Annotated in this window: 3 protein-coding genes and 1 pseudogene; 2 read left to right on the top strand and 2 right to left on the bottom strand. The window is 64.4% G+C overall.

Translation table 11 applies throughout. From position 1 onward, the window contains the following. Positions 1 to 756, bottom strand: a pseudogene (locus tag WB528_RS09750) (MFS transporter); the annotation flags it as partial. Positions 757 to 785: 29 nt separating this feature from the next. Further along, the gene (locus WB528_RS09755; RefSeq protein WP_423888213.1) at positions 786 to 1,208 is read right to left on the bottom strand and encodes an MAPEG family protein; all 423 of its coding nucleotides are present in this window, start codon (positions 1,206 to 1,208) and stop codon (positions 786 to 788) included. Positions 1,209 to 1,380: 172 nt separating this feature from the next. On the opposite strand from WB528_RS09755, the gene WB528_RS09760 reads away from it, so the two are divergent. Both WB528_RS09760 and WB528_RS09765 read left to right on the top strand, forming a co-directional pair. Next, positions 1,381 to 1,821, top strand: a complete 441-nt coding sequence (locus WB528_RS09760) for a hypothetical protein (RefSeq protein WP_423888214.1) — start codon at positions 1,381 to 1,383, stop codon at positions 1,819 to 1,821. An 88-nt stretch (positions 1,822 to 1,909) separates the two neighbouring features. Then, a complete protein-coding gene (locus WB528_RS09765; RefSeq protein ID WP_423888215.1) occupies positions 1,910 to 2,710 on the top strand; it encodes an SDR family NAD(P)-dependent oxidoreductase in 801 nt (266 codons plus the stop codon). Positions 2,711 to 2,818: the final 108 nt, after the last annotated feature.

The following is a 2,818-nucleotide window of genomic DNA, read 5'->3' on the forward strand; positions in this document are numbered from 1 at the left end:
CATCAGGGCTGCGAGCGCCAGCGTCTTGCCGCCGGCGCCGGCGCAGAGGTCGATCACCTGTTCGCCGGGTTTGGCGGCCGACAACAGCGCCGCCAGTTGCGAGCCCTCGTCCTGCACCTCGATCTGCCCCTTGATGAAGGCTTCCTCGGCATGAATGCCGGGATTGCGGGCATCGGCGCCAAGCTCGATGCGAAGCCCGATCGGCGACCACCGCGTCGGCACCGTGCCGAGATGCGCGGTCGCGGCCAGCACCTTCTCAGGCCGCGCTTTAAGCGTATTGACGCGCATGTCGAGCGGCGCGCGGCTCGCCATGGCCGTGGCCTCGAGCACGCGCTCCTCGCCGAATACTTCAGTGAGATAAGGGTCGAGCCATTCCGGGTAATCGCCGGCAACCGGCGCGGGCGCCTTTTCCAGCGAGTTTGAGGTCAGCGCCTTTTGCTCGGCGTCGGTCAGCGCGGAGGGCGCAAAGCGGCTGCCGTCGCAGAGCGCGGCGATGGCTTCCGTATTCAGGCCGCGCTCGAGCCGGAGCATGCCGAGCAGGCGCGCCCGCGCGGTGTCGCTCCCCATGATCCAGGCGCTCGAGGCGCGCCGCCGCAACACGTCCCAGACCAGGCCCGAAATTGCGGCGCGGTCGCCGGAGCCGGCAAAACGATGGGCGGTGCCCCACTCTTTCAGGGCCTTGGCGGCGGGAATACGCTGGTCGTCGATGGCCTCGATCAGCTCAATCGCTGCCGAAAGCCGCGCTGCGGGGGTCATTCAAACCTTTCGATGTGGTCGTAGACGCTTCAGATGAGAAGCAGGATCTTCAGCGCGAAATAGACCCACATCACGAGCAGCACAAGCGCGCCGACAAGCCACGCGGTCGAGCGGCGGCCGAGATCGTTGGAACTCACGAAGACGCCCGCGTGTACCAGACGGGTCAATACGAATACCCACGACAGGATCACGATGACGAGATCGGCGTGGCGGATCGGCAACGCAATGGCGATCAGAACGTAGAAGAGAACGGGGAGTTCGAACTGGTTCCGGTAGCAGTTGCCGATCTGGGTGGCGCGGACCGGCCAATTCGGCTCACCGAGCGCAATATCCCTGATTTTGGTCTCCCGGCTCACCAGCGCGCTGCGGCGAGCAAAAACCATCCCGAGCAGGAGCGCAAACGTGAGTCCGACCATGACAAAGACCGGCAGCAGAACGCTTGGAATCGACATATCAGCTCCCTTTGGAATGCCCGGCGATTGCACGCACCACCCGCTATAGCGACGCCCTGCCCGCATGACAATGAATTGGCCCATGAATGGACGATCGCTTGAACCGCCCGGTTGAGGCTAGCGACCAAATCTCAGGTGCCCGCGTTCCCCTCTGGCTTTCCGGGATAATGCCATGAACCTCGATCCGATCCGCGACGCCGCCAATGAAGCGACCAGCCTGTTCCACGCGCTGCTGCAATCGATGCCGGATACGGCTGGGATCTGGCCCGGCCCGGTTGTCGATGACGGGAGCGGCTTGCTGATGCCGGCGCTGGCGGGTGCCGCCGCGGCGCTCACGGTGGCGCTGATGCTGGCGCTCTATTTCCAGACCGGCTACCGGAGCTACCGCGACATGATCCGCCACGGCTTTACCGCGGCACTCGGACTGAGCCTGCTGGCGTTCGTGATCTACGACATGCGTAACGCCGCGCTGGCCCATATCGCCAGGACCTCGACCACTCCCGCCACGGAATTCCAGCTGCGCTGGCAGAAGACGACGGAACGGGCGCGAACGCTGGCCGATGAGATGGGCCGGACCGCTAGCCGCCCTTCGCCCGAAGCGCATCAGGGCTGACCCGCGCAATTGGCATCGAGATCGCGCTTCCAGTAAACTCGCCACAACAACGGATGCCAGCACAGCAGCCATTTGCGGGAGTGAATACATGCGGCTGAAAGATCGTATCGCGATTGTGGTCGGCGCCGGCCAAAGCCCCGGCGAAGGCATGGGCAACGGCCGCGCCACCGCGATCACCTTTGCGCGCGAAGGCGCGAGCGTGCTGTGCGTCGATCGGAACCTCGCCTCCGCGCTGGAAACCGTTGGCCTGATCGAGGCGAAAGGCGGCAAGGCGATCGCCTTTGAAGCCGACGTCACCAAAGAGCGCGACATCAAGGCGATGGTGGAGGAAGCGACACGCCGATGGGGCCGCCTCGACATTCTCCACAGCAATGTCGGCGTCAGTCTCGCCGGGGGCGATGCCGAACTGCTTCAAATCACCGAAACTGCGATCGACAATTGCGTCGCAATTAACCTCAAGAGCTGCATTCTGGCCGCCAAGTACGCGATCCCGTTCATGAGGCAACAAAAGAGCGGCGCCATCATCAACATCTCCTCGATGGCGGCGATCACGACCTATCCTTATGTGGCCTACAAGGCGACCAAGGCGGCTGTCATCGCCTTCACCGAACAGCTCGCCTATCAGAACGCGGAATATGGCATCCGCGCCAACGTGATCTTGCCGGGGCTGATGGATACGCCAATGGCGGTCGATACCCGCGCCAAGGCGTTCAAAAAGAGCCGCGCCGAAGTCGCCGCCGCACGCGATGCGCAAGTGCCGCTGCGTCACAAGATGGGCACCGCCTGGGACGTTGCCAACGCCGCGCTGTTTCTCGCCTCCGATGAAGCGGGCTTCATCACCGGCGTGACGCTGCCGGTCGACGGCGGCGCCAGCGTAAGGCGGGGTTGATCTTCACGGCTTGGCCGGGTGGACCGTCAAACGCAAAAAACTCATCACCGCGCCGACGGCGGCAAATCCGGCACCGAGCGCGAGCGCGAGCGTTGCGCCGTCGCGGCC

It is taken from the genome of Bradyrhizobium sp. (genome assembly GCF_049586575.1).
Classification (GTDB): Bacteria; Pseudomonadota; Alphaproteobacteria; order Rhizobiales; family Xanthobacteraceae; genus Bradyrhizobium.

What these genes read in the sequence shown, in the direction of transcription:
- WB528_RS09755 (WP_423888213.1), bottom strand. Translation starts at nt 1,208, where the DNA reads ATGTCGATTCCAAGCGTTCTGCTGCCGGTCTTTGTCATGGTCGGACTC.
- WB528_RS09760 (WP_423888214.1), top strand. Translation starts at nt 1,381, where the DNA reads ATGAACCTCGATCCGATCCGCGACGCCGCCAATGAAGCGACCAGCCTG.
- WB528_RS09765 (WP_423888215.1), top strand. Translation starts at nt 1,910, where the DNA reads ATGCGGCTGAAAGATCGTATCGCGATTGTGGTCGGCGCCGGCCAAAGC.